The organism is Devosia sp. MC521, from assembly GCF_014127105.1.
Lineage (GTDB): Bacteria > Pseudomonadota > Alphaproteobacteria > Rhizobiales > Devosiaceae > Devosia.
Window position 1 is genome coordinate 1,780,114 of sequence record NZ_CP059902.1, and the last position, 21,534, is coordinate 1,801,647.

General features: G+C 58.4%; 19 protein-coding genes. 15 read left to right on the forward strand and 4 right to left on the reverse strand.

Translation table 11 applies throughout. The features are described from left to right. Positions 1 to 390 precede the first annotated feature (390 nt). The 6 genes from H4N61_RS08495 to H4N61_RS08520 all read left to right on the forward strand — a co-directional run bounded on the left by H4N61_RS08495 (position 391) and on the right by H4N61_RS08520 (position 6,666). Positions 391 to 1,320 carry an ABC transporter permease gene (locus H4N61_RS08495; protein ID WP_182395772.1) on the forward strand — a complete coding sequence of 310 codons (930 nt, stop codon included), beginning with the start codon at positions 391 to 393 and terminating at the stop codon, positions 1,318 to 1,320. Then, positions 1,317 to 2,489 carry an ABC transporter permease gene (locus tag H4N61_RS08500; protein WP_199368479.1) on the forward strand — a complete coding sequence of 391 codons (1,173 nt, stop codon included), beginning with the start codon at positions 1,317 to 1,319 and terminating at the stop codon, positions 2,487 to 2,489. Before H4N61_RS08495 ends, H4N61_RS08500 begins: the two co-directional genes overlap by 4 nt. Next, positions 2,486 to 3,490 (forward strand): ABC transporter ATP-binding protein, encoded by a 1,005-nt coding sequence (locus H4N61_RS08505; protein WP_169193825.1) that lies wholly within the window; start codon positions 2,486 to 2,488, stop codon positions 3,488 to 3,490. Before H4N61_RS08500 ends, H4N61_RS08505 begins: the two co-directional genes overlap by 4 nt. Further along, the gene (locus H4N61_RS08510) at positions 3,487 to 4,509 is read left to right on the forward strand and encodes an oligopeptide/dipeptide ABC transporter ATP-binding protein (RefSeq protein WP_182395774.1); all 1,023 of its coding nucleotides are present in this window, start codon (positions 3,487 to 3,489) and stop codon (positions 4,507 to 4,509) included. Before H4N61_RS08505 ends, H4N61_RS08510 begins: the two co-directional genes overlap by 4 nt. Next, entirely contained in the window at positions 4,506 to 6,086 is a 1,581-nt protein-coding gene (locus H4N61_RS08515) for a peptide ABC transporter substrate-binding protein (protein WP_169193823.1), read from the forward strand. Before H4N61_RS08510 ends, H4N61_RS08515 begins: the two co-directional genes overlap by 4 nt. A 61-nt stretch (positions 6,087 to 6,147) precedes the next feature. After that, complete coding sequence (locus tag H4N61_RS08520; RefSeq protein WP_169193822.1) at positions 6,148 to 6,666, forward strand: peptidylprolyl isomerase; 519 nt, start codon at positions 6,148 to 6,150, stop codon at positions 6,664 to 6,666. Between the two features lie 19 nt (positions 6,667 to 6,685). Here H4N61_RS08520 and H4N61_RS08525 read toward each other — a convergent pair whose 3' ends face one another. From H4N61_RS08525 to H4N61_RS08535, 3 genes are all read right to left on the reverse strand, one after another. Continuing rightward, on the reverse strand, positions 6,686 to 7,696 hold the full coding sequence (locus tag H4N61_RS08525) for an NADPH:quinone reductase (RefSeq protein ID WP_182395775.1): 1,011 nt from the start codon (positions 7,694 to 7,696) through the stop codon (positions 6,686 to 6,688). Positions 7,697 to 7,713: 17 nt separating this feature from the next. Beyond that, on the reverse strand, positions 7,714 to 9,447 hold the full coding sequence (locus tag H4N61_RS08530) for a gamma-glutamyltransferase family protein (RefSeq protein WP_182395989.1): 1,734 nt from the start codon (positions 9,445 to 9,447) through the stop codon (positions 7,714 to 7,716). 128 nt (positions 9,448 to 9,575) lie between these two features. Further along, positions 9,576 to 10,064, reverse strand: a complete 489-nt coding sequence (locus tag H4N61_RS08535) for an Lrp/AsnC family transcriptional regulator (protein WP_169193820.1) — start codon at positions 10,062 to 10,064, stop codon at positions 9,576 to 9,578. Between the two features lie 173 nt (positions 10,065 to 10,237). On the opposite strand from H4N61_RS08535, the gene H4N61_RS08540 reads away from it, so the two are divergent. From H4N61_RS08540 to H4N61_RS08575, 8 genes are all read left to right on the forward strand, one after another. Then, positions 10,238 to 11,290: an extracellular solute-binding protein gene (locus tag H4N61_RS08540; RefSeq protein WP_169193819.1), complete on the forward strand. Its 1,053-nt coding sequence runs from the start codon at positions 10,238 to 10,240 to the stop codon at positions 11,288 to 11,290. Between the two features lie 61 nt (positions 11,291 to 11,351). After that, positions 11,352 to 12,428, forward strand: a complete 1,077-nt coding sequence (locus H4N61_RS08545; RefSeq protein WP_169193818.1) for an ABC transporter ATP-binding protein — start codon at positions 11,352 to 11,354, stop codon at positions 12,426 to 12,428. Further along, positions 12,421 to 13,320, forward strand: a complete 900-nt coding sequence (locus tag H4N61_RS08550) for an ABC transporter permease (RefSeq protein ID WP_169193817.1) — start codon at positions 12,421 to 12,423, stop codon at positions 13,318 to 13,320. The genes H4N61_RS08545 and H4N61_RS08550 overlap by 8 nt, the downstream gene beginning before the upstream one ends. 2 nt (positions 13,321 to 13,322) lie before the next feature. Further along, positions 13,323 to 14,156: an ABC transporter permease gene (locus H4N61_RS08555; protein ID WP_182395777.1), complete on the forward strand. Its 834-nt coding sequence runs from the start codon at positions 13,323 to 13,325 to the stop codon at positions 14,154 to 14,156. Then, positions 14,153 to 15,910 carry a M28 family peptidase gene (locus tag H4N61_RS08560; protein ID WP_182395779.1) on the forward strand — a complete coding sequence of 586 codons (1,758 nt, stop codon included), beginning with the start codon at positions 14,153 to 14,155 and terminating at the stop codon, positions 15,908 to 15,910. Before H4N61_RS08555 ends, H4N61_RS08560 begins: the two co-directional genes overlap by 4 nt. Before the next feature lie 8 nt (positions 15,911 to 15,918). Next, on the forward strand, positions 15,919 to 16,710 hold the full coding sequence (locus H4N61_RS08565) for an SDR family oxidoreductase (RefSeq protein WP_182395781.1): 792 nt from the start codon (positions 15,919 to 15,921) through the stop codon (positions 16,708 to 16,710). Continuing rightward, entirely contained in the window at positions 16,711 to 17,715 is a 1,005-nt protein-coding gene (locus H4N61_RS08570) for a 2-dehydropantoate 2-reductase (protein ID WP_182395782.1), read from the forward strand. It abuts the gene before it with no gap. Positions 17,716 to 17,723: 8 nt separating this feature from the next. Then, positions 17,724 to 18,557, forward strand: coding sequence for a sulfite exporter TauE/SafE family protein (locus H4N61_RS08575; RefSeq protein WP_169193812.1), 834 nt, complete (start codon positions 17,724 to 17,726; stop codon positions 18,555 to 18,557). Positions 18,558 to 18,628: 71 nt separating this feature from the next. On the opposite strand, the gene ugpC is transcribed toward H4N61_RS08575, so the two are convergent. Continuing rightward, a complete protein-coding gene (gene ugpC, locus H4N61_RS08580) occupies positions 18,629 to 19,687 on the reverse strand; it encodes a sn-glycerol-3-phosphate ABC transporter ATP-binding protein UgpC (RefSeq protein ID WP_169193811.1) in 1,059 nt (352 codons plus the stop codon). 372 nt (positions 19,688 to 20,059) lie between these two features. Between ugpC and H4N61_RS08585 the strand changes: the two genes are divergently transcribed. Continuing rightward, positions 20,060 to 21,454, forward strand: coding sequence for an extracellular solute-binding protein (locus H4N61_RS08585; RefSeq protein WP_169193810.1), 1,395 nt, complete (start codon positions 20,060 to 20,062; stop codon positions 21,452 to 21,454). Positions 21,455 to 21,534 lie beyond the last annotated feature (80 nt).

A 21,534-nucleotide genomic window follows, 5' to 3' on the forward strand; every position in this document is an offset into this window, starting at 1 on the left:
CGTTATACACCGTCCAACAGAGCGAGACACCCCGAGAGCCGTCAATGCTCTTATGCGCTGCCGGGGCTTCCCTTTTAGGCTGAATCAATAGCAATGCTTTGGAATAGCGGCCCTTTTCGCGTGCTTGGGGCTACGCGACCACAGTGGCACCAATTGGCCTCATATGGGCGTCTTGCTGGCCTTTAAGGGCCGCACGATGGGCGCTGTGTTGGCATCTGGAGTGGCGCAGACACCGCACTGTTGTGCAGCGCGACTGCCAATAAAGGCGGCTCAGCAGCAACATCAATTTCCTACGTTGCCCTGAAAAATTAGATTGATTTTCCAGCAAGCTACTGCTGATCTAGTAGGGTAGATCGGCCCTCGAAATTTCTGAATTGGAACAGACGACCAATGCAGTCGTATATATTGCAACGTCTGGGCATGATGGCGCTCACGCTTTGGGCCATTATAACTTTGACTTTCTTCCTCATGCATTCCGTTCCAGGTGGTCCGTTCGTTTCTGAGAAGATGCTTGCGCCGGAAATTGCCGCTGCGCTGAATGCCAAATATGGCCTCGACCAGCCGATCTGGCAGCAATATTTCAACTACCTCGGGGGAATGCTGCGGCTCGATTTCGGACCCTCGTTTAAATACCCCGGCGTTTCCGTGAACACGATGATTGCATCGGGCCTGCCGGTCACGCTGCAGACGGGCCTCTTGGCCGTTATCTGTGTTGTAGCATTGGGTGTGCCACTGGGGATTGTTGCGGCGCTGAACCGCAATCGCTGGCCGGACACGACGGTAATGTTCATCGCCACGCTCGGCGTTGCCATTCCCTCTTATGTGATTGCCACGGTATCGCTTTATGTCTTTGCGCTGCGCCTAGGCTGGGTCCCGACCTTTGGTCTGGATGACTGGCGCGGCTACATCCTGCCGGTCTTCGCGCTATCGGGCTTTTGGATTTCTTTTGTCTCGCGGCTGACGCGCTCGTCGCTGCTGGAGACGCTTGAACAGGACTATATGACCACGGCGCGCGCCAAAGGCCTGCGACCAGGTCAAATCCTGATCAAGCACGGTTTGCGCAATTCGTTGCTGCCTGTCGTCACTGTGCTCGGGCCAGTTGTCGCCAATCTGATCACCGGCTCTTTCGTCATCGAGCAGATTTTTGCCCTGCCCGGCATCGGTCGCCAGTTCGTGCTCTCGATTACCAATCGCGATTACACGGCGATCATGGGCATTACCATTTTCTACGCTGCCATTCTGATGGTCATGATCCTCATTGTCGACCTGCTCTACGTTTGGCTCGACCCACGCATCAAGTTGAGCAAGGCCAAAGCATGACCGAGATTTCTCCCGATATGTGGGCCAAGCTTCCGCCGGAAGCGCTGGCCGCGCCGGTTCAACCACCCGCGCCGACCTATGGTCAGGAAGTGCGCCGCCGCCTGCTCTCCAACAAGCTCGCCGTCGCCAGTATCGTCTTCATCATCGCTTTGGTCTTGGCCGCATTTTTTGGCCCGATGCTGTCGCCACACACCTATTACAAGCAGGACCTCAAGCTCGCGAATATTCCGCCCGCTTTTGAAACCTATACGCTGACCAATGCCGAAGGCGAAACTGCGCGCGTGTTCCTCAACGCATCGAACTTCAACATCTATGAGGTCGATGAGAGTGGGTTTGTGCTGGGCCTTGTGCGGGGCGAACGGCGCGACATGATCAAGAAGCAGCAGGCCTTCGAAATCGGCGGCCAGCCCATTACGCTTGATTATAGCAAGCTCCCTGCCCGCATTCTGCTTGAAGATGGCGCGGAGCTAAGACCATCCGGCTGGAGCTGGAACCGCACCTATCTCTTTGGCACGGATCAGCTTGGTCGCGATATTCTCGTGCGCCAGCTTTATGGCGCGCAGATCTCGCTGACCGTGGCCTTTGTGGCGACGCTGGTGAATTTCTTCATCGGCGTCTTTTACGGCGGCATAGCCGGTTATGTCGGTGGCAAGGTCGACGCCGTGATGATGCGTATTGTCGAAATCATCTCGACCATCCCGCTGACGCTCTATGTTGTCCTGCTGATGGTGGTGTTCAACTCCGGTCTGCTGTCGATCATTATCGCGATTGGTTCAGTGTTCTGGGTGGACATGGCGCGCATTGTGCGGGGCCAAATCCTCTCGCTCAAAAGCCTCGACTATGTGGCGGCGGCCCGCACCATGGGCGCGTCTCCGGCGCGGATTTTGACGCGCCACCTGCTCCCCAATGCGCTGGGGCCAATCATTGTCACGCTGACCATGCTGATCCCGTCGGCCATTTTCATTGAAAGCTTCATGAGTTTTATTGGCCTTGGCGTGACGCCGCCATTGGCTTCTTGGGGTTCGCTGACATCGGAAGCTGTCGAAACCTTGCGCGCCTATCCGCACCAATTGTTCTTCCCAGCAGCTGCCATTTCGCTGACGATGTTCGCCTTCAACTTCCTTGGCGATGGAATGCGCGATGCACTCGACCCGAGGTTGAGCGCATGACCCAGCCCATTTTATCAGTCAAAGACCTGACCACATCGTTCTTTACCCGCCGTGGCGAGGTGCAAGCAGTGCGTGGCGTCAGCTTTGACGTGCGCCCGGGAGAAATGCTCGGCTTTGTCGGCGAGAGCGGCTCGGGCAAGTCGATTACCTGCATGTCGGTGTTAAAACTGCTCAAGGCCGGTGGCCGGATCAAATCGGGCTCGGCCCATTTTGAGGGCCAAGACCTGCTCAAACTCGACGAAGCAGAGCTGGCCGATATTCGCGGCGACCGGGTCAGCGTTATTTTCCAAGACCCTATGACCTCGCTCAACCCCACACTCAGCGTGGGTGAGCAGGTGATGGAAACCATTCTGCGCCATCGAAAGGCGACCCGCGCCGAGGCCCGGGCACGCGCAATCGAACTCTTTGAATTGGTGCGCATCCCTTCGGCGGCCACTCGGCTCAAGTCTTATCCGCATGAGTTTTCAGGCGGAATGCGTCAGCGCGTGATGATCGCTATGGCGCTGGCCTGCGACCCGAAACTGCTGATCGCCGATGAGCCAACAACGGCTTTGGACGTGACTATCCAGCGGCAGATTTTGTCGCTGTTGAAAGACCTGCAAACGCGTTTGGGCATGTCCGTTATTCTGATCACGCATGATCTCGGTGTCATTGCAGAAGTGTGCGACCGGGTGCTGGTCCTCTACGGCGGCATGGTGATGGAAACCGCCAATGTTCGGGACCTGTTTGCGGCTCCAGCACACCCTTACACCCTCGGCCTAATCGGCGCGGTTCCGGACCTGCGCGATGATAGCCACCAGCGTTTGACGCCAATTCCAGGCAGCCCACCCAATATGCTCGCTCCGCCGCCCGGCTGCCCCTTCGCACCACGCTGCCCCCACGCCATGACCCAATGCGTCGCGGCCCTGCCCCCGCTGTTTGGCGACAGCCATCAATCCCGGTGCTGGATCCAGCACCCCGAGGCACCCAAGGTCGCAGGACTGCATGAGGTGGTCGCATGACCCAGCCTCTCCTCTCGCTGCGCAATCTCAAGAAGCATTTTCATCTCCCGGCTCCACCATTCACACAGGCCCCAATCCTGCGCGCGGTAGACGGCGTAGACTTGGATTTGATGAAGGGCGAAACCCTCGGCCTAGTCGGCGAATCCGGTTGCGGAAAATCCACATTGGCTCGGACGGTGATCCGTCTGCATGAGCCGACCTCTGGCAGTCTGATCTTTGACGGCCAGGACGTGGGCGCATTGCCAGAGCGTCGGTTGGCAAAGTTCCGGCGTCGCGTGCAGATGATTTTCCAAGACCCCTATGCCAGCCTTAATCCGAGGATGAGCGTTGGCGAGCTGATTGCCGAACCGCTGGAAATCGCGGGGGTCGGCACGCCGGCTGAACGAAGGGCTAAGGTCAGCAAACTGTTGGACCGTGTTGGCCTGCCTACCGACGCCGATGCGCGCTTTGCCCATGAATTCTCGGGCGGTCAGCGCCAGCGTATCGGCATTGCCCGCGCTATCGCGCTTGAGCCGGATCTCGTCATTTGCGACGAGCCGATCTCGGCGCTGGACGTTTCCGTTCAGGCGCAGGTGGTCAACATGCTTGAGGACCTGCAAGACGAACTCGGGCTGACCTATCTTTTCATCACCCATGACCTCTCGATGGTGCGCCACATCTCGGACCGCATCGGGGTTATGTATCTGGGCAAGATTGTTGAATTAGCGCCGAGCGCTGATCTCTATCATCGCCCGTCGCACCCTTATACGCGGGCGCTGCTCTCGGCCATTCCCGTGCCGGACCCATCAGTGACCCGCAAGGTTGAGCCGATGCAGGGCGAAATTCCGAGCCCACTCGACATTCCCACTGGCTGCCGCTTCCGCACCCGCTGCCCGCTCGCCACCGAGCTGTGCGCGAGGATCGAGCCGCCATTGGTTGATATTGGCGGAGGCCATGTCTCCGCCTGCCATTTCGCCAAGGAATTGGCGGACAGGCCAAACGAGGTCTTTGCGACCTCACAACAGGAGAGAACGTCATGAACAAGATGCTTCTGCCGATGATAACGGCAGCGCTGCTGGCGACGACTGGGGGAGTCTTCGCTGCTGGGGAATTGACCTATGTGGTCAACAACGAAAGCGCCAAATACGATCCCGGTACCACTGCGGAAACCTTCGCAGCACCGATCATCGGCAACACCTTTGAAGGCCTGATCCGCTACAGCCCAGAAGGCGAAGTCATTCCGGCACTGGCCGAAACCTGGGAAATTTCTGAGGACGGCCTCACCTATACCTTCAAGCTGCGCGACGCCAAGTGGTCGGACGGCGAGGCGGTAAAGGCTTCGGACTTCGTCTATGCGTGGAAGCGCGTGCTCGACCCAGCCTCCGGCGCGATGAACTCGCAGATGCTCTACCACATCGTTGGCGCTGAAGAGGCTTATAACGGTGGCGACGCTGGCGCAATTGCAGTCTCGGCTCCAGACGACAAGACCCTCACCTTCACGCTCAAGCAGCGCGTCCCCTATATGATGCAGCTCCTGAACTACCCGGCATTCTACCCGGTGCGTGAGGACGTTGTTTCGGCTGACCCTGAAGGCTGGACCCGCAACCCGGCGACCTTTATCGGCACCGGCCCATTCCGCGTGACCGCGTTCAATCAGGGCGAGTCCGTCGTCTTTGAGAAGAACCCGAACTATTACGACGCCGACGCTGTCAGCCTCGATAAGCTCACATTCCGCCTGATCCCAGACCCAGCAACCGCGCTTGCCGCTATGGAAGCTGGCGACGTTGACGGCATCGAAGCTGTGCCATCGCCAGAAATTCCACGCCTGTCGGTTGAATCGGACGCCTTCATGGTCGTTCCGGCGCTGGGCACCACCTATGCGTTCTTCAACCCGAACCAAGCACCACTCGACAATCTGAACGTGCGTAAGGCCCTCTCCATGGCCATCGACCGCTCGGAAATCATCGAATTCGTGCTGCAGTCGGCTGACACGCCAGCGCTAGGCCTCGTACCACCCGGCATGAGCCTTGGCGGCGAAGACTATACCGAAGGCCGCGACAATTTTGGTCTTTCGGAAACGGCAGACGTTGAAGGCGCGAAGGCCGCCCTTGCTGAGGCTGGCTATCCGAATGGCGAAGGCTTCCCTTCGACCGTCTTTGTGACCTACACCTCCCCACCAATCGAAAAGCTGCTCGAAGCTATTCAGCAGATGTGGAAGGAAAATCTCAACATCGACGTCGAGATCCAGGCCACCGAATGGCAGGTGTTCTATCCAGAAGTGCAGAAGGTCGAATACCAGATCGCACAGATGGGCTGGGGCGCTGACTATCCGCACCCAATGACCTTCCTCGACAATTTTGTCACCGGTTCGGCCAACAACCTCAACAACTGGTCGAATGCCGAATATGACGCTGAGATCGAAGCGGCAAAGCAGGCAACCGATGAAGCCACGTCACGCGACCATATGCGTGCGGCTGAGGCGATCCTGATGAACGACCACGCCATCCTGCCGCAATATCATCGTTACAATTACATGATGATGAGCCCGCAGGTGTCCGGCTTCTGGCGTTCGTCGCTGAACGTGCCGTACTTCCGCGACGCCACCATCGCTGAATAAGTGCTCAATGCCCTCGCCGCTCTTTCGGCGGGGGCACCCATTCTCTTGAAAGTCATCGCATATGATTATGGTCCGCGTCGAAACCGAGCTGGGCAATTTCACCCTAGGCCTAGAGCCGGAACGGGCTCCGATCACGACAGAGAATTTCCTCGCCTATGTCGACGGCGGGCACCTCGACACGGCGCGCGCCTATCGGGTTGTAACGCTGGGCAACCAAGCGCCGGAGCGTGACCCGAAAATCGAAGTCGTCCAGATGGGCATCGATCCCAAGGATGACCAGCCGCAAATCTTCCCACCCATCGCCCATGAGCCGACCTCTGTGACAGGAATAAAGCATCAGCACATGACGGTGTCGATGGCGCGCCTTGACCCGGGCACGGCGACATCGGAGTTCTTTATCTGCATTGGCGATCAGCCAGAGCTGGACTTTGGTGGCCGACGCAACCCGGATGGTCAGGGCTTCGCTGCCTTTGGCAAGGTGGTCGAGGGCGAAGACATTGTGATGAAGATTTTCGCGACCGCTGAGCCAACCGAATATCCGCAGACGCCGGTGTCAGCGCAAAAATTCACGCGGGTCTAGTCCACACCCCCGGTGTGTCTCAGACGAGGCACACCACATTGCCCGGCTGCTTTGGGGCTTCTACGGCTTCATGCGCATCGGCAATTTCGCGGAGGGCGAAGGTCGCAGCGATGGTTGGACGAAGCTGCCCCATCGAGAGCGCAAAGTTGATGTCCGCAAGCCCACGCAGACTGTCGCCCTCCGAAATCATAAAGATCGGCGCGAGCCGAATATGGGCATTGGTGAACTGTAGCGGATAGTAAGGGATGGCCGGGGTACGGTCGGATGGCGAGGAATAGCTGGCAATCTGACCGCCGAGTTTCAGCACGGCAGCGTCAATGGCAGCGTTCGCGCCGAAATCAACTTCAATAATGCGATCAACGCCTTGCGGGGCGATGCTGCGAACGCACTTCACCACATCTTCGGTCTTGCGGTTGATGATGTGGTGGGCTCCAGCCGCACGTGCGACCTCGGCTTTTTCTGGCGAAGAGACTGTCGTGATGACGGTCGCGCCAGCGGCTACGGCGAACTGAACGGCCAGCTCACCAACGGCCCCAGCCCCGCCTTGCACGAGGAGTGTTTTGCCGGCGACCGGACCATCGCAGAAGGTGACGTAATGCGCGGTACGGGCGGGAATGCCGAGGCAAGCTCCAACCTCAAACGAGACATTATCGGGCAGAGGCACGACATGGGACAGCGGCAGGCAGCTGTAGGTGGCAGCAGTGCCTGCTTCCGGGCCCGAACCACCATAGGAGGCGGCGCCCTGTGCGTTAAACACCCAGACGCGGCGACCGACCCAATGCTCTGGGACACCGGCACCGACGCATTCGACCACACCCGCGCCATCGCTGTGTGGGACAATGGGCTGAGCAGGAGGCATTGTGCTGCCCCAACCAGACCGCTTTTTGACGTCTGACGGATTGATGCCGGAGGCGTGGATGCGGACGACCACCTCACCCTTTTGAGGCGTTGGGCGGACTTGCTCGGAGAAAGAAAGCACCTCAGCGGCAGAACCGACGCTGGAATAGCTGGCGACAATTGAGGTGCTCATGTCGGAAAAATCTTTCATCAGCGGCCGATGGCATAGCCCTGGGAGGTGCGTGGGTCTGCACCGCCCTTGAGGATGCCGTCCTTTTGCGAGACCGCACAGAGGCGACCTTCGGACCAGACAGGACCAACAACCACGTCGTGACCGCGTTCACGCAATTTGGTGACAGTGGCTTCCGGCATCTGACCATCGACAACGACGGTGTTGGGCTTAGCGGCGCGTGGCCAGAACGAGCTTGGGAAGTGATCCGTGTGCCAGTTAGGCGCTTCGATGGACTGCTGCAGGTTGAGCCCCGAGACCGCGTGGCGGAGGAAGAGTTGCAACGACCACTGATCTTGCTGATCACCGCCCGGCGTGCCCCAAGCCATATACGGCTTGCCATCACGATGGGCGAGCGAAGCCGACAGTGTTGTGCGCGGGCGCTTATAGGGCGCAATCGTGCTCGGCAGACCGGGCTGGAGCCAGAACATTTGAGCGCGCGAGTTGAGCGGGAAGCCCAGCTCCGGAATGACCGGCGAGCTCTGCAGCCAACCGCCGCTTGGGGTCGCAGAAACCATATTGCCATGACGATCCACGACACAGATGTGGCAGGTGTCGCCACGCTCGGCTGGTGGCAGAGCGACTGTTGGCTCACCAACGCCGAGGACCGGAGCAACAGTGGGTTCGCCTGCGCCCGCCGCGGCCTTGGTCTCGCGTGTGTGAATGGCGGCGAGATGCGCCTCCCAAGCAGCGTCGGTTTCAATACCGGGCTGCAAATCCTGCGAAGCTGTCTCGCCCATCAGGCGGCGGCGCTCTTCGGAGTATGATTTGGAGAGCAGGTGTTCCATCGGAACATCGCTGAATTTCGGGTCGCCATAAGCGGCCTCGCGGTCGGCGAAGGCGAGCTTGCCGGCCTCGAGGATCAGGTGGATGTATTCATCCCCTGATGGGTCCATGTCTTCGAGGGCAAAACCATCGAGCAGCGACAATTGCTGCAGCATGACCGGCCCCTGGCTCCATGGGCCAGGCTTAAAGACTTCAAAGTCCCGGAACTTTAGCGACAGTGGCTTTTCGTAGCTGGCTTCCCAACGCCCCATATCGTCGGCGGTGAGAAGACCCTTGTGCGGGACGCCGTCGACATCGAGGACATCGCCGGATTGGCTGAAGCGATCCATCGCCTCAGCGACAAAGCCCTTGTACCAAGCGCGACGCGCGGCCTCGATCTGGCGATCACGATCGCCGCCGACAGCGTCGGCCTCAGACAGAATGCGCTCATACGTGTCGGCCATGACCGGATTGCGGTGCATAGTGCCCACTGGCGGCAGATCACCATTCTTGAGGTAGACATCGCGCGAACCATGCCAATGGTTCTCAAAGACGGTCCGCATCCCGGCCACAGCTGAATTGATGCGCGGCAAAACAGGAATGCCATTGCGGGCATAGTGAATAAGCGGCTCGAACACATCGCGCAGACGCATGGTGCCATGATCGCGCAGCATCACCAGCCAAGCGTCGAATGCGCCGGGAACAACGGCAGCAAGAAGGCCGGAGCCGGGAATAAGGTCAAGACCAAGATCGGTAAAACGCTCTGGCGTCGCTGCGCCGGGTGCTACCCCCTGCCCGCACAAAACTTCAGTCTGCTCGGTGCGCGCATTGTAAAAGACAATCGGAACTTCACCCGCCGGGCCATTCAAATGCGGCTCAACAGCTTGCAGGGTAAGACCACCGGCAACCGCAGCATCAAACGCGTTGCCGCCACGCTCAAGAATGGACATTGCCACGGCGCTGGCGATCCAGTGCGTGGACGAGACCACCCCGAAGCTACCAACAATTTCAGGACGCGAAACGAAACTCGGTTGGGTTGGAGACAACAGACAAAGCCTTGAGAAGTTGAAGTTCAGAACTAGTCCTGATCGGACTCGAGGTATTCAAACCAATCGCCCCAGGTCCAGGAGCTCTTGGTGACCTCAGCAATTTGGAAGGTGTCGGTGCTGGTCACTGCAGGGGCAACCTTGGGCACCACTTCCGACACGAACCGATGGAGATCTGCCACATCCTTATGGAGGGATTGTATCATCACATCGGCTGGGCCAAAGGAGAGACCAACAAAGCGAACATTGCTTTGCTGACCCAGAATTTCGGCTGTCTCGCGCGTGTGTCCGGGCTTTACCCGCAGCAATGTCATCGCTGACACCCCAACGCCCAAAGCAATAGGACTACCCACCAGGGTCACGCGAATAAGGTTTTCGTCTTGCAGGCGCGTGAATCGCAACCGCACCGTCCCCTCCGAGACGTTTAACTGTCGCGCGATTTCACGAAATGAAACCCGACCATCTTTCGCCAGCAAGGCGATGATGTCTTGATCAAGCTGATCCAAAACCACTTTTTGCATCCCGCATCCTCCCTGCAATAAAATTACGCATTTCGCATCATTCTGCAAACTCATTCTTGACTATGCGCAATTTTCGTATCGTATTTATACGAGATGCGCAGTGCGTGCCCCACGCGCCGCGCATTCAAAAGGGTCGGGAGACGTGAGTACACGTCCCCATACGGAGACTAAGTATGATACGTATTGCAGCGCTGACGGCAGCACTCCTTGGCGGCGTAGCCGTCGCTCCCGCCGTATTTGCCCAAGACAAGACTGAAATTACCTTCTTCATCTGGGCTGGTTCGAACCAGGGCGTTGTCCCTACTGAAATTATCGAGGCCTATCGCGCCGCGAACCCGAATGTGACCATCAACATTCTGGAATCGAACAACGCGATCACCTACCCGCAGATGGTCGCGGCACGCCGCACCACCCCGGACAATCCGCTGGTTCACTGCGGCTTCTTCAATGCTGACGCCATCACTAAGGGCGACGCAGAGGGCATGTGGGATGTTCTCGACGTTGCCTCTGTTCCAAACCTCACCAACGTCATGGAAAACTTCCGTCGCGCTGAAGATCGCGGTGTTGGCTACCAGATGAACGCTGTCGGCATCCTCTACAACAAGGATGCGGTTCCAACCCCACCGACCTCGTGGGCCGACCTTTGGAGCGAGGCCTATGAAGGCCGCGTGACCATGTTCGACTACGACACCCGCATGATGGCTGTTGCTGCAAAGCTCAACGGCGGTGACGAATTCAATATCGATCCGGGCTTCAAGGTCTGGGCCGAAAACGCCAAGAACTTCCGCGCGCTGGTTGATTCCAACGACGCTGTGAAGAACCTGCTGGTGAGCGGCGACGCCTGGGCTGCGCCATGGTTCTCCTCGATCTCCAACGTATGGATCGAAGAAGGTGGCCCATTTGCCTTCGCAGTTCCAAAGGAAGGCGCGATCGCGTTCCCGAGCTACCTCGCTATCGTTGACGGTTCGGACGAAGCTGAAAAGGCCGTCTGCGCGTCGCTGATCAACTCGCTGCTCGAAGCTGAAAACGCTGGCCGCTACGGCGATCTGACCTCGTCCATCCCGGTTGTGTCCAATGCTGTTCTTACCGAAAAGCAGAAGACCAACCCGATGCTGCAGCTCAGCCTGGCTGAGGAATCCATTGTGTTTGACTACGGCCACATCGGCGAAGTGACGCCTGATTGGCGTCAGCGCTGGGATCGTGAAGTCAAGGTTAACATGCGTTGATCATGAGAGGGGCGCTCTGCGCCCCTCCGCATGTTTGCCGTGCATTCCAAGCGAGTTACAAATGAATTTTGACGTCGAGTTCCAAAATGTCAGCAAAGTTTTCGCTGACTATCTTGCGGTAGACGACATCTCGTTTTCTGTGCCCAAGGGTAGCTTCTTCTCCCTTCTCGGCCCCTCCGGCTGCGGGAAGACAACAACTTTGCGCATGATGAGCGGGTTCGAATGGCCAGATAGCGGCCAGATCCGTATTGCGGGCAAAGACATGCACAATGTTGCAGCTTACTCGCGCCCCACCAATATGGTGTTCCAGCGCTGGGCGCTGTTCCCCCATATGACCGTCGCTCAGAACGTCGCCTTCGGCTTGGAAGTGGCAAAGCTCGAGCGCAACGAAATTCGTAAGCGCGTCGCCGATGCACTTGAAATGGTTAGCCTTTTGCCGATGGCAGAACGCAAGCCACGCCAGCTTTCGGGTGGCCAGATGCAGCGTGTGGCCCTTGCCCGCGCACTGGTCAACAAGCCTGAGGTTCTGCTGCTCGACGAGCCGCTCGGCGCGCTCGATCTGAAGCTGCGTCTGCAAATGCAGATGGAGCTCAAGCGCATCCAGCAAGAAGTCGGTACCACCTTCATCTACGTAACCCATGATCAGGGCGAGGCATTGACCATGTCCGACCAGATCGCCGTGATGAACAAGGGCAAAATCGACCAGCTTGCTTCGCCCCAAGAAATCTACGACCGCCCTTCGACCCGGTTCGTCGCCAGCTTCATTGGCAACACCAATTTGCTGCCGGTCGAAATCCTCGAAGTCTCCGGCCAAACCGCGATGGTCCGTGTCGGCGAAGCCAGCTTTGCCACGCCAATCGGCCAGATCGGCAATGGCAAGACCGGTGTCGTGTCCGTCCGTCACGAGCGCGTCCGCGTTGGCGATGCTGCTGCCAACGCGCAGGTGCGCCTCTCGGGCCTCGTCAAACAGACCGTGTTCTCAGGCTCTTCGATCCTCGTCACGGTTCAAATTCAGAACACCCCAATCGACCTAACGGTCGAACTCCACCACGATGGTACCAGCGCTGCCCCTGCGGTTGGGACCATCGTGGCCCTTGGCTGGGAGGGGGCGGCAACGACGCTTTTCGGCGATGACTGATGCCGTCTCCAACACCTCGGGCAAGCTGGCGATAACACCAGCAAAGCCGCCGTTCACCCGTCGCATCATGCCTTGGCTCCTGCTGTCACCGGTTATGACCGTGATGCTCGGCGCCTTCGTAATGCCGCTGCTGACCTTCTTTCAGTACAGCTTCTACCGCTTTGAGCGGGGTCGCCTGATTGAGGATTTCAGCTTCGACACCTATATCGAGTTCTTCACGGACTCCTATTACCACATGGTCATTCTCGACACGCTCAAGATGGCCTCAGTGACGACCTTTGTGTCGATCGTGATTGGCTATCCGCTGGCCTATGCGCTCTGGCGCATGCAAAAGCCGTGGATGCAGAAGTGGTTCGCTGTGATCATCTTCTCGCCGATCCTCGTTTCGGTCGTCGTGCGCACCTATGGCTGGACCGTGTTGCTGGCCGATCAGGGCCCGATTAACTGGTTCTTGCAGCAGATCCTGCAGTTCCCTGAGCCGGTCCGCCTCGTCTTCAATCTGACCGGCGTCGTCATCAGCTTGACGCATGTGTTCCTGCCGTTCGTTGTCTTCCCGATCTTCTCGGTGATGCAGCGTATCGACCCCAACCTGCGCGAAGCCGCAATGGACCTTGGTGCCGGTTGGTGGACCACATTCCGTCGCGTGACCTTCCCCCTCACCCTGCCCGGCCTGGTTTCTGGTGCGCAAATCGCCTTTACCCTGGCGCTTGGCGCTTTCGTGACGCCACAGATTTTGGGTGGCGGCCGCATCCTGATCCTGCCGCTGCAGGTCTACACCGCGACCACCGAAATCAACTGGCCACTTGCGGCTGTTGGCGGCATCGCACTGCTCGGCTTGGCTATGATCACCGTGATGATCTCCAACCGCTTGCTGCGCTTTAGTGAGGTATAGTGATGTCTGATAAAACTATCCCCCATTATCGTTATTTGCTGCTGGGCCTGTTCGCGGTGATGGGCGTGTTCTACGTGCTCGCGCCGCTGGCGATTGTGATCCTCAACTCGTTTTCGAGCGTGGCGCACAACGTCTTCCCGCCTGAGGGCTATTCGACCCGCTGGTATGAAAACCTGTTCGCACAGGACACGTTCTATCTCGCTGCAGGTCGCAGTGTGATGCTCGCGCTGTTGGCGACAGCGATTGCGATGGTCATTGGCACCATGGCGTCCTATGCCATCGTCCGCTACCAGCCCAAGCTGGCAAACCTGATCCGTGCCTTCCTGCTCTCGCCGATCGTTCTGCCGAACATCGTTTTGGGCGTTGCTGCGTTCATGTTCGTTGTTCGCATCGGCATGTTTGGCAATTACGCCAGCCTGCTGTTCGTGCACGTCGTTGTGGTTCTGCCCTTCATCGTGACCGTCATCACCGCCTCGCTCGCCAATTTCGATTGGTCGCTGCAGGAAGCGGCAATGGATCTGGGCGCCAAGCCAGTCCGCGCTTTCACAAAGGTGGTGATGCCGCAGATTTCGGTGAGCATGGTGGTCTCGGCGCTGTTTGCTTTCATGACCTCGTTCGACCAGGTGGAAACAACGCTGTTCCTCGTTCGCGCGGGCGCCAACACCCTGCCGATTGAAATGTTCCTCTACCTGCAGAAATGGCAGGACCCAACCATTGCTGCGCTGTCCAGTCTCTTGATTTTGTTCGCGATTATCATCGTCGCGATCCTGAGCCTGATCATGCGCAATAAAACTATTCCGCTTGCGTCGCTGCAGGCGAAGGAGGCATCAGAATGAAGGCGATCGTCCCCCAAGATCTGCTCAATTCCATCAACGGCCCATTGATGTGGGAACACCTCGTCGAGTTCTCAAAGTGGCGGAAAGAATCCGGCATCGATGAAGAGCTCAAGAGCTTGGCCTATATCCAAGCGCAGATGAACTCTTACGGTTTTAAGACCGATCTCATCCTGCACGACGCCTATATCAGCCTTCCTCAAAAGGCGCGCATCGTCACCCCAGACGGTGAACACCGTTGCATCACCCACTCCTTCTCGCAGTCCTCGCCTGCTGAAGGGATTACGGCGGGTCTCGTCGATGTGGGTTCGGGCTCTGCGGCTGAATTCGCTGGCAAGGACGTTCGCGGCAAGATCGTCATCGTTGATGGCGTTGCAGGCGCTGTCGTTTCACAGCGCGCGACTGAAGCTGGCGCACTTGGCCAGCTCCATGTCAGCCCACACGAGCACACGCACGAAATGTGCATTTCACCGGTTTGGGGCAGCCCGACCGAGCAAACTGTCGGCAATCTGCCACAGACCGTTGTCGTCAGCACGCCGCTCGAAAACGGCACGGCGATCCGGGCGAAGCTGGCTGAAAACCCAGACTACCAGGTCACATTGCACGCGGACGTCGATACCCGCTGGCGCAAGACCCCCATTCTGGTGGCCGACCTGCCAAGCGCGACGGGCGATGACGAAGAGCCATTCGTCTTCTTCACCGGCCACCACGACACTTGGTACTATGGCGTGATGGACAATGGCGGCGCCAATGCCACCATGATGGAAGTTGGTCGTGTTGCCGCTGAGCGCCGCGATCTGTGGCAGCGTGGCCTGCGCATCGTCTTCTGGTCTGGCCACTCGCAGGGTCGCTACTCCGGCTCCACCTGGTACGCTGAAGAGCATTGGGAAGAGTTGGAAAAGCGCGCGCTTGTGCACGTCAACGTCGACTCGACTGGCGGTAAGGGCAACATCATCGTGACCGACACGACTGCTGCGGCAGAACTGCGTGCATTGGCCGTTGAATCGATCTGGGACCAGGCTCAGCAAGAGTTCTCCAATCGCCGCATGGCCCGCGCTGGCGACCAGTCCTTCTGGGGCATCGGCGTTTCGGCCATTTACGGCAATATGAGCGAACAGCCAGCTGGCGCGGATGCGAACGCATCGGCAGCCGTTTTCGGCGGCGGCAACCGCAAGGGTGCTGGCACCGGTTGGTGGTGGCACACGCCCGATGATTTGCTCGACAAGATGGACGAAGAGATTTTGGTGCGCGACACCAAGATTTACTTCCACACGGTCTGGCGCCTCCTCGCCGACAAGGTTCTGCCGCTCGATTGGGCCGAACACGGTCGTTATCTCTCTGAAGAGCTGAACGCTATCCAGGCAGGCATTGTTGGCAAGTTCGACATGTCGGTGCTGATAGAGCGCGCTAACCGCCTGACCGAAATCGCGACGGCATTCAATGCACGCCTTGCCACTCTCTCGGACGAAGCCGGCTACGCCAGAGCAAACGCGGCGCTGATCGGTGTTTCTCGCCAATTGGTCATCCTCGACTACAGCGAGGCGGACCGCTTTGAGCAAGATGCGGCGATCATGACGCCGATCTATCCGTCGCTCCGTCCGCTTCGCGACATGGCGCAGGTTGAGGCCGGTACCGACGCGTTCAAGTTCCTAACCGTTGGCGCATCGCGTGCCCGCAATCGCGTGGCGTGGGGCCTGAAACAGGCCATCGAAATTCTCGAACAGGCTTCGGCCGAACTCGACTGCAAGCAGAACTGATCTCAAAAATGCTTCTTGAAAACAAAATCGCGCTGGTTACCGGCGCTGCAGGTCGCTTGGGCCGTGCGATCACCGAAGTTTACCTTCGCGAAGGCGCCATTGTGGTCATGGCCGACCTCGATGGTGGTCGCGTGAAGGCTGTTGCCGCAGAAATCGCTGAAACCTACCCCGGCAAAGTGTTCGCCGTACAGGGCGACCAGTCGCAGTTTGACGAAGTTCAGCGCATGGTGGCGGAAGCAGAAGCTTTCGCCGGCCTGCCAGACCTCTTGGCCAATGCGCATGGTATTTTCCCAAACTGCTCCATGCTCGATGTGACCGTTGAAGAATGGGACAGCGTGTTCAACGTCAACACGCGTGGCACCATGCTCACCTGTCAGGCGCTGTCCCGCAAGTGGATCGACGCCGGCGTCAAGGGTTCCATCATCAACATCTCCTCGGGCGCGGCGCGCTCGGGTCGTGCCGGTGGCGCGCATTACAGCGGCTCGAAGGCTGCGGTTGAACTGCTCACCCACATCTTCGCCATCGAGCTGGGCCAATATGGCATCCGCGTCAATGCCGTTGCTCCGGGCCTGATCCTCGACAATATCGTCACCGAAACCGACGATAGCCTGCACCCATATGTCAACCTGACCCTCGAAGGCACGCCAATCGGCCGGACCGGCGCGGCAATCGACGTTGCGGAAGCGGCAGCTTTCCTGACCTCGGACCGCTCGTCCTGGACCACAGGTGCGATCCTCGAAGTCACCGGGGGCACGCACACCGGCCGCACCCACATGCCCTTCTCGCGTCAGTTGCGCTAAATGGGTCAGTCTATTCTCGTTGTCGGCGCTGGCGCTATCGGCGCCATCGCTGGCGTGCATCTGATCGAACAAGGTCACACTGTTGATCTCGTTGACGCGAACGCGGCCCATGTGGCGGCGGTGCGTGCCAATGGGCTGCGTCTGAGCGGCGTGCGCGACGTGAGTGTGCCCGCAAACATCATACTGCCGGAGGACGTCTCTGGCACCTACGATATCATTCTGCTGGCCGTTAAGGCTCCGCACACGGCAAGCACGCTCGACATGGTCAAGCGCGTTCTCGCGGCGGACGGCTGCGTTGTCTCGCTGCAGAACGGGCTTGAAGAATACCGCGTCGCCGACGCTGTTGGCGCGGACCGCACCATCGGTGGGTACCTGACCTTTGGTGGCTTCTTTGTCGAACCGGGTCACATCAAGAACGGTGGCAGCGGCAGCTTCAAGATTGGCGAAGTTGACGGCCAGATCACTGACCGGATCAAGGAACTGGGCGAATTGCTCGCGCCGGTTCATAAGGTCGATATCACCGACAATATTTTTGGCTATCTCTGGGCCAAAATGGCACTTGGCGCGGTCTACTTCGGCACTGCAATCGCCGATATGGACGTCGTTGACGTTTACCAACGTCCAAAGGCGCGCGCGGTTCTGGCCAAGATCTGCGCGGAAGTCACGGCCGTTGCTGACGCCAAGGGCATTCGCATCGAAAACAGCGATGGGTTTGATCCAAAGGCGTTCCGCGCTGGCGGCACTGAAGCCGAGATGCAGGCCTCCTGGGACGCCCAGACGCGCTATTGGAACTCCCATGACAATCGCCGCACTGGCGTGTGGCGCGATCTAGCGACCTTCAAGCGTCCGACGGAAGTTGATTTCCAAGTTCTGCCAGTTATCGAGATTGGCGAACAGCTTGGCGTCCCAACCCCTTGGCTGCGAGCGCTGCGCAATGCAGTCAAGGCAGTGGAAGCGGGTGACGCCGAACTCGGCATCGCCCTGCTCGAAGCTCTGGAAGGCTAAGCACCACCATGGAATTTTTCGCAGATTACGGGCTCTTTGTCGTCGCGATGATCTTTGCCGGGCTCATGGGCGGGCTCGTTGCCGGCCTTTTGGGCGTCGGTGGTGGTATCATCATTGTCCCAGTGCTCTATTTCGTTCTGGGCGGCCTCGGGATCGATGAGGGCCTGCGTATGAAGATTGCGGTGGCGACTTCGCTCACCACGATCATTTTCACCTCGCTCTCCTCAGCGCGCTCTCACTACAAAAAGGGTGCCGTTGACTTCGATCTGATCAAGTCTTGGTCCCTGCCGATTGTGATTGGCGTGATCGCTGGCGCGATCTTCTCCGCCTATGTTTCGGGCATTGTGCTCACGGCGATCTTCGCCGTTGTGGCACTGCTCGTGGCGATCAATATGACGCTGCGCGCCAACAGCCCGGCTGTCGCAACCGACTTCCCGCATCCGGCTCTCAAAGCCGCATTCGGCACCGTTGTCGGTCTGATTTCGTCGCTGATGGGCATTGGTGGCGGCACGCTGAGCGTTCCGATCCTTACAACCTTCGGTTACGATATCCGCAAGGCTGTCGGCACGGCATCCGCTCTGGGCTTCGTCATCGCCATCCCTGGCACCATTGGTTACATCATCACCGGTTTTGGCGCTGAAGGCCTGCCAGCAGGATCTATCGGCTATCTGAACCTGATCGCACTGGTGGCTTTGATCCCGCTCACCATGCTGGTGGCTCCCTATGGTGCAAAGCTGGCGCACAGCATTCCCCGCAAAACGCTGTCCTACTCTTTTGCAGCCTTTCTGACCCTCACGGCCCTCCGTATGGGCTGGGACGTGATCCAGAATATCTGGCTGTAAACCAGTCATCCCGGCTCTGCCCCATTGAGCCGGGATACCTTTTTCGCGCCGAGGCGCGAACGCTGAGTTTTCTAGCGTTCAATACGGCGGCCGTCTTCAGCCGCAAACAGATGCGCCAGCTCACGCTGGAAACTGATACCAATGGACTGGCCGGGTTGCGCCTCGATGCGCTCGCGGAACACCCCGACAATATCCTTGCCCCCGAGGCGCAGCGTCACCTGCGTTTCCGATCCAGTCGGCTCAATGAGCACGACCTCGGCCTGAACCCCTTGGGGATCGAGGGTAAAATGCTCGGGTCGAACACCAAGGCTGATTGGTCCATTTACCACGCCACTCGGCAAGGCACCGAGGTCAACTCTTTTGCCGTCCGGGAAGATGAAACTGGTGCCATCCAACGCGCCCGAAATTATGTTCATGGCGGGTGAGCCAATGAAGCTGGCGACGAACAGGTTTGCCGGACGATCATAGAGCTCCAGTGGCGTGCCGATCTGCTCGATATTGCCCGAATGCATGACCACAATCCGATTGGCCATGGTCATGGCTTCAATCTGATCATGCGTCACATAGATGGTAGTGGTCTTAAGGCGCTGATGGTTCAGCTTGATCTCGCTGCGCATCTGCACGCGCAGCTTTGCATCGAGATTGCTTAAAGGCTCGTCGAATAGAAAAACCTTGGGGTTTCGGACAATCGCCCGGCCCATCGCAACGCGCTGGCGCTGCCCACCTGACAAGTGTCGCGGATAGCGCTCGAGATAATCTTGGAGCCCTAAAATCTGCGCGGCATTGAGCACGCGACGGCGGATTTCATCTTTGGGGACACGGCCCAGTTTGAGCGAGAACGCCATGTTCTCCTCGACCGTCATATGCGGGTAAAGCGCGTAGGACTGAAACACCATGGCGATATCGCGATCTTTGGGCTCCAGATCGTTGACCAGCTGTCCGCCGATCTCAATGTCGCCGCCAGTGATGTCTTCCAGCCCGGCAATCATGCGCAGCAGTGTCGACTTTCCGCACCCCGACGGGCCGACGAGAATGACGAATTCGCCATCCTCAATATCGATGGAAACGCCGTGCAGCACCTCGACTGCGCCATAGGCCTTGCGAACATTGCGGATCGTTACGGCACCCATCTAGTCCTCCCAGAACGATGATTTGCGGTTTTGTCAGCCCAAGAACGGCAAATTGTTCTTTAAATAGAACTGACAAGTTGTTCACGCCCGCCTCCTCAAACCGGCAAGAACAACATAGCTAATGCCAATTTGTTAAAGCGCGAACTTCCAAGCATCAAGTCTTTTGTGGGACAAATGTTGACTCAAACCCCATCCTGCGTCAGTCATAGTGCATATTCGGGCCTATTGATGGGACAAAAGCCTGCTTTTGGCGCGGATAGGTGAAGGCAAGGAGAGTCTTCACACGGGAGGTTAAAGCGCATCGCAGTATTCATCGCCGCCTTTACTGGCTCAGCGAGCGCGCAGTCATGTCCAAAAGGAGGAATAGGACGAATGACTTTTAAGAAGATCAATCGCCGTGACGTGCTAAAAAATGGTGGTGCTGCAGGCCTAGGCCTATGGGCAGCAAGCAATGGTATGCCGCTGCTGGCGCAGGAAGCTGAGCAAGCTCTGCCGGAAGGCGCAGCAGGCAAGCTCACCGTTATTCACCGCACAGAATACTTCGAAGCGGCCCAAAACCTTTTCCGCGACACCGTGACAAAATTTGCCACCACCAACGGTGCCCAACTCGACATTTCAACCACAAATCCGGAGTCTTTCGGCGACTTCTTAGGCAAAATGTCGGCCGCCGTACGTGCTGGAAACCCGCCAGATCTGGCTTACACCAGCACGATCTCGGTGCCTCAAATGCAGCTTCTGGGGCTGCTCGAAGACGTCACCGACGTGGTGGAAGAAGCCACAAAACGCTACGGCAATGTTATGCCGGGGATCAACGCAGAGCAGAACGGCAAGGTCGACGGCCGCTGGGCTGCGGTCCCGTTCATCGCCAATTCAACGGGCACCTTCTTCCGCAACGATAAATTGCTCGAAAAGGGCATTGATTGGCGCACGCTGGACACGTGGGGGAAGCGCCGCGACGCGGCTCTGGCCATCTCCGATCCGGCCAATGGCTTTTATGGTTGGGGCCTGACCGTCAACCAGTCCGGCGACGGCTGGGGCGTTGCCTCGGCAATTCTCAATGCCTTCAACGGCCACTTCACCGACGCCACTGGCACTAAGGTTGAATTCGACAACCCGAACACCGTGGCTGCGTTCGAGTTCGTCCGCGAAACCTATGATCGCAACGGCAAATATGCGGCCATGTTGCCGCCGGGCGTAGAAAGCTGGGGCGATATTTCCAACAACGAAGCCTATCTGGCGGGCAGTGTTGGCTATACCGCAAACGCCTTCTCGCTCTATGCGGCCGCCAAGCGCGACAACAATCCGGTGTTCCCCAACACGGTTCTTCTCCGTCAGCCCAATGGCAACGATGGCGGTAGCCGTGATGGCGGCGCAGTGGGCGGGTGGCTCACCATCTTCAAGGGCGCGCCCAATGTCGATTTGGCCAAGCAGCTTGCATTGGACCTGCTCGACCCGGCCAATTTCACGCAAATGTCTTCCGTCGCAGGCGGCCTCTTCATGCCAGCCTATGAAAACCTTTGGACACCAGAACTTATTGCCTCTGACCCGAACTTTGAGATCATCAAGAGCCAGGTCAGCGTCAAGGATCCATACATCGGCGCATCTTGGCCAGCCCAACCTGCCGCACAGATCGACGCGATCCGTGCTCAGGGCGTGCTCGAACAAGCCATGAGCAATGTCATCTCCGGCCGTATGACCTCGCAAGAAGCCGTGACTGACGGACACAACAAGATCGTCCAGATCTTCGAAGAAGGCGGCATCCTTTAAGCCAGCACAAGCGATCAGTGGCGGTCCTATCGGGTCGCCGCTGTCTCCCTTTCTTCCCGGAGCGGCGAGGCCCTGCCACC